Source organism: Stenotrophomonas sp. 05L44_2, from assembly GCF_056665995.1.
The window spans coordinates 1-5,156 of the sequence record NZ_JBFTNR010000331.1 but is presented as its reverse complement, the minus strand read 5'-3'; the positions used below and the strand labels follow the sequence as shown (position 1 = coordinate 5,156).

5 protein-coding genes are annotated in these 5,156 nt (G+C 63.1%); all 5 read left to right on the top strand.

Going from position 1 to position 5,156, the window contains the following annotated elements:
• Positions 1-158: 158 nt before the first annotated feature.
• A complete protein-coding gene (locus tag AC1VAN_RS12685) occupies positions 159-539 on the top strand; it encodes a hypothetical protein (RefSeq protein WP_442251154.1) in 381 nt (126 codons plus the stop codon).
• Between the two features lie 3 nt (positions 540-542).
• Positions 543-2,213 carry a terminase large subunit gene (locus AC1VAN_RS12680; RefSeq protein ID WP_480985913.1) on the top strand — a complete coding sequence of 557 codons (1,671 nt, stop codon included), beginning with the start codon at positions 543-545 and terminating at the stop codon, positions 2,211-2,213.
• The gene (locus tag AC1VAN_RS12675; RefSeq protein ID WP_442251156.1) at positions 2,213-3,517 is read left to right on the top strand and encodes a phage portal protein; all 1,305 of its coding nucleotides are present in this window, start codon (positions 2,213-2,215) and stop codon (positions 3,515-3,517) included. The genes AC1VAN_RS12680 and AC1VAN_RS12675 overlap by 1 nt, the downstream gene beginning before the upstream one ends.
• Positions 3,423-4,241 (top strand): head maturation protease, ClpP-related, encoded by an 819-nt coding sequence (locus AC1VAN_RS12670; protein WP_478017510.1) that lies wholly within the window; start codon positions 3,423-3,425, stop codon positions 4,239-4,241. The genes AC1VAN_RS12675 and AC1VAN_RS12670 overlap by 95 nt, the downstream gene beginning before the upstream one ends.
• 170 nt (positions 4,242-4,411) lie before the next feature.
• Positions 4,412-5,156, top strand: a 745-nt coding sequence (locus AC1VAN_RS12665; RefSeq protein ID WP_480985912.1) for a phage major capsid protein, incomplete at its 3' end; no start/stop codon positions are given.

Genomic DNA, 5,156 nt, shown 5'->3' with positions numbered 1-5,156 from the left:
CACGAGCGTGGAACACGCATCATCATCGCAATTAACGAAATATTAACATTTGAACGGGGGGGAGGGTCAAAGTTTGGCGCCCTCTCGCGACGATACGCGCGCCCCCCTTTCTTCGCGCGTCCACAGAATTTGAATTTCAGATTTGGAGCTGACCGGCGATGGCCAGGCACAAGCAGCCCGCCGAGCTGGCCAAGCTCAAGGGGGCGGATAAGCGCAACCCGCAGCGGTACAAGACCGAGGCGCCAAAGACGGGGAAGGCGCTGGGCAAGGTGCCGGGTCATCTGTCGGCAGAGGCCTCAGTGGTCTGGAAGGAGCTGGAGAAGTGCGCCCTGCCGGGCGTCCTCACCAGTGCCGACCGTTTCATCATGGAAGTGGCGTCCTCGCTGCTTTCCGAGTTCCGTGCCAAGCCCGGCGAATTCGTCGCGGCCAAGTACTCCCACCTGATCGGCTGCTTGGCGCGCCTGGGATTGACCCCGGCGGACCGCCAGAAGCTGGGGACCGAGAAGACCCCGGAGGGCAACCCATTCGACGAGTTCTGATCCATGACCCCGACCGAATCAGCCAAGGCCTACGCCAAGGGCGTGACGGCGGGAAAGATCATTGCCAACGAGTTCATCCGGTTGGCCTGCCAGCGGTTCCTCGATGACCTGAAGCGAAAGGGGGCCGACTGGCCCTACAAGTACGACGCCRAGAAGGCAGACCGTGCGGTGCGCTTCATGGAGAAGATGCCGCACACCAAGGGAAAGTGGGCGGCGCAGAAACGGCTGCTGGTGCTTGAGCCCTGGCAGCGCTTCATTGAGTGCAATTTGTTCGGCTGGATCCACAAGAAGACGGGGCATCGGCGCTTCCGCCGTGCCTACGAGGAGATTCCGCGCAAGAACGGCAAGTCGCTTCGCCTGGCTGCCCGTGGCCTGTACTTGTTCTGCGCAGACGGCGAGGCAGGTGCCGAGGTCTACTCAGGCGCCACCAGCGAGAAACAGGCCTTCGAGGTGTTTCGGCCGGCCTGGCAGATGGTCCAGAAGCTGCCGGCGCTGCGCTCGCGCTTCGGCATTGAGCAGGCTGGCAACCCGAAGAACCCCGGCCCGCTCTTCGTCATGGAGGACATGTCGAAGTTCGAGACGATGATCGGCAAGCCGGGCGACGGTTCGAGCCCGCATGCTGCGCTCGTGGACGAGTACCACGAGCACGACGACGACCACATGGTCGATGCGATGGAAACGGGCATGGGCGCGCGCGAGCAGCCCCTGCTGTCGATCATCACCACAGCCGGCACCAATCTATCCGGCCCTTGCTTCGAAATGCGGGGCGATGCGATACGCATCCTGCGCGGCGAGGTCACCGACGAAACGGTGTTCGCCGCGATTTACTGCATTGATGAGGGCGACCGTTGGGACGACCCGGCGAGCCTGCGCAAAGCTAACCCCAACTACGGCGTGTCTGTGTTCGAGCAGTTCCTGCTCGATCAGCTGGCCAAAGCAAAGCGGTCAGCGAGCAAGCAGAGCGCTTTCCGCACCAAGCACTTGAACGACTGGGTGGGCGCCAAGCTCGCGTGGATGAACATGCTGGCGTGGCAACGGCAGAAGCGGGCGTTTGAGACTGACGACTTCGCCGGGTGCCCCTGCTGGATCGGCGTTGACTTGGCTTCCAAGCTGGACGTGGCCGCAGTCGTGATGCTGTTCGAGAAGGACGACAGCTATTACGTCATCCCGAGGTTCTATGTGCCGGAATCGGCCGTGGAGGACAACGAAAAGTACCAGCATTTCCTGCTGGACGAGCTGATCGTCTCCACCCCCGGCAACATGACCGATTACGCCTTTATCGAAGAAGAGCTGAAGGAGCTTGCCGCACGCGGCATCGACGTGCGGGATATCGCATTCGATCCAGCCCAGGCGGCGTACCTCATGACGAGGCTGGAGCAGGAAAGCCTGCCGGTGGTCGAGATGGCACAGTCCGTGCGCAATCTATCTGAGCCGATGAAGGAAGTGGAAGCGCTGATTCTCTCACGTCGCTTGTGGCATGACGGCAACGCGGCGATGACCTGGATGATGGGGAACGTGGTTGCGCGCCTTGACGCGAAGGAGCACGTCTATCCGCGCAAGGAGAAGATGGAAAGCAAGATCGACGGCGCGGTGGCGCTAATCATGGCCATGGGCCGCGCCATGCAGGCGCGGGACACCGGCACAACCCAACAAGGCTTCGTGGTGATCGACTGATGTTCGGACTATTCGAGAAGAACCGGCGGGCCGATGCCCGCGACCGTATCGAGCCGACGATCAGCAACTTGGTCGATGGCGAGGTGATCCAATCCTCCAGCCCGGCAATGTTCGAGGTGTTCGGGAACCCGACGACCGCCTCTGGAGCGGTGGTCAGCCCGGAATCCGCGATGCGGGTCTCGGCGGTGTTCGCTGCCGTCTCGCTGCTTGCCGGTGCGATTGCCCAGCTGCCGCTGCCCATCTTTGAGCGGGTGGATGGTCACCGCAAGCGGGCGGAGCACGACTATTGGTGGATGCTGAACGAGCAGTTTTCCTCCGGTTGGTCGAGCGCCACTGGCTGGGAGTTCATCGTCGGCCAGATGCTGCTGCGCGGTGATGGAGTTGCCTATGTGACGCGCAACCGCGCCGGCGTGGCGACCGGGCTGATTCCCTGGCCCCGCGACAGAGTGATGATCCTCAAGCAGGAGAAGGCCAGCCCACGGGAACCGACGCGCCTGCAGTACACGTTCCACGACGTGGACGGGTACTTCACCGTTGACCAGGACGACGTGCTCCATTTCCCCGGCTTCGGATTCAACGGCGTGCACGGCATGTCGGTGATCCAGTGGGGGGCCCGGAACGGCATCGGCATTGCCATCCAAGGGGATGAGCATGCCGGCAAGTTCTTCAGCGAAGGTGGTAAGCCGGAGGTGGCCATCACGGCGACCAACAAGATGAACCAGGCGATGCAGGATGACTTCCGCGATGCCTGGGTCAAGAAGTATGGAGGCACGCAGGGAAACCGCCGCATACCTCTGATCCTGACGGAAGGGCTCGATATCAAGGAACTGACCATGTCCGCCGTCGACCAGCAGCTGCTGGAGTCCCGGCAGTGGCAGGTCATCGACGTGGCGCGTGCATTCGGTGTTCCGCCTCACATGATCGGCGAGACGACCAAGTCCACCAGCTGGGGCAGTGGCATCGAGAGCATGGGCATCGGCTTCGTGAAGTACACGCTGGGTCCGCACCTGAAACGGATCAAGGACGAGCTGAATCGCAAGCTGTTCCGTACGCCGCGCTACTTCGTTGAGCACAACGTGGACATGTTCATGGCCGGTGACTCGAAAACGCAGGCTGAGTACTTCAGCAAGGCGCTGGGCGGCCCCGGAACGCAAGGCTGGATGGTCGTCAACGAGGTCCGCCGCCTCAAGAACCTGCCGCCCATCGAGGGTGGCGACGAGCTCTACCAACCGAAAGATCCCGCGCCACCGGCAAAGCCCAGCGGCGATGACCCTGAAAGGAACCCTGACGATGCCGATTCCTAAGCTGCTGCAGCTGGCCAAGAATAACGCCAGCCAATCCAAGCCCATCCGGGCCGACACGGAAGGCAAGGAAGCCACGATCTACCTGCATGGCGTTATCGGCGGGTGGTGGGGCGACATTGACGAAACGATGTTCGCCCAAGCCATGGCCGGCATAGACGCAGACGTGATCCACCTGCGCATCGATTCACCCGGCGGTGATGTATTCGCAGCCCGCTCGATGATGACCGCCATTGCCCAGCACAAGGCGACTGTCATCGCCCACGTTGACGGGCTGGCTGCCTCGGCAGCCACAGGCATCTGCATGGCCTGTGACGAGGTAGAGATCAGCCAGGGTGCCGGCTTCATGATCCACAACGCTTGGACCGTAGCCGTCGGCAACAAGGCGGACATGACCAAGACCGGCGAGCTGCTGGCGAAGATCGATACCGGCCTGGCTGGCGACTACACCCGCCGCACCGGCAAGGATGAGGCGCAGATCGTCCAGTGGATGGACGAAGAGACCTGGTTCACGGCTGACGAAGCCAAGGAACACGGGTTCGCTGACCGGGTTGTCGAGGTCGTGGGCAAGAAGAAGGCCTCCGCCACCTGGGATCTGTCCGCCTACGACAACGCGCCGGCCGCGCTGGCCAACCGCAAGACCGAACCCGACGACGGCGCTGCCGCCGCGGCCCACAAAGCCAACCTGTCGCGCCGTCTGGCGCTGCTGGAACGCTCCGCTGCGTAAGCGACTCCCGCCCGCAGATACTCCGACCGCCGAAAGGCGGTTTTTTTTCGACCAGAGGAAATAGCCAATGCCCTTCAACATTCAGGCCGAGCGGGAGCGCCGTACCGCGCTGGCAAAGGAAACCCGCAACCTGCTACCTGACGGCCGACGAGGCGCTGCGCGAACAGGGCGTGCGCGAACACGCCACCTCGGCGACGCGTGGTGGCCGGGAGCTGTCCAACGAAATGCGGCTGTTCGACCGCTGGGCACGCGGCGGTGACAGCGCYCTGAACGCCGAGGACTGGAAGCAGGTCAACGCCGCCATGTCGGGCAACCCGGCCGTGAACCCGGAACAGGGTGGCTACACCGTTCCGACCACGCTGGCTGAGCAGATCCTGGAATCCCTCAAGGCCTACGGCGGCATGCGCCAGGTGGCCGACGTGTTCAGCACTGCCGGCGGCGAGCCGATGCAGTACCCGACCAGCGACGGCACCTCGGAAGAGGGCGAGCTGGTGGCCGAGAACCAGTCCGCGACCGACCAGGATGTGGCTTTCGGCACCAAGGGCCTGCAGGTCTACAAGTACAGCTCCAAGGTGGTGACCGTGCCGTGGGAGCTGCTGCAGGACAGCACCGCCGATATCGCCGGCTTCATCGAGAAGCGGCTGCAGACCCGGCTGGGCCGCATCACCAATCGCAACTACACCGTCGGCAGCGGCACCGGTCAGCCAATGGGTGCTTTCACCGCGGCCTCGGTCGGCAAGATCGGTTCCGTGTCGGCCCTCCCGATCATCACCTATGACGACCTGGTGGATCTGGAGCACAGCGTCGACCCTGCCTATCGCGCGCTGGCGAAGTGGATGTTCCACGACGACATGCTCAAGCTGATTCGCAAGGTGAAGGACGATCAGGGGCGGCCGATCTTCGTGCCGGGCTACG

Coding starts and splice junctions, on each gene's coding strand:
- AC1VAN_RS12685 (WP_442251154.1), top strand. CDS start 159: ATGGCCAGGCACAAGCAGCCCGCCGAGCTGGCCAAGCTCAAGGGGGCG.
- AC1VAN_RS12675 (WP_442251156.1), top strand. CDS start 2,213: ATGTTCGGACTATTCGAGAAGAACCGGCGGGCCGATGCCCGCGACCGT.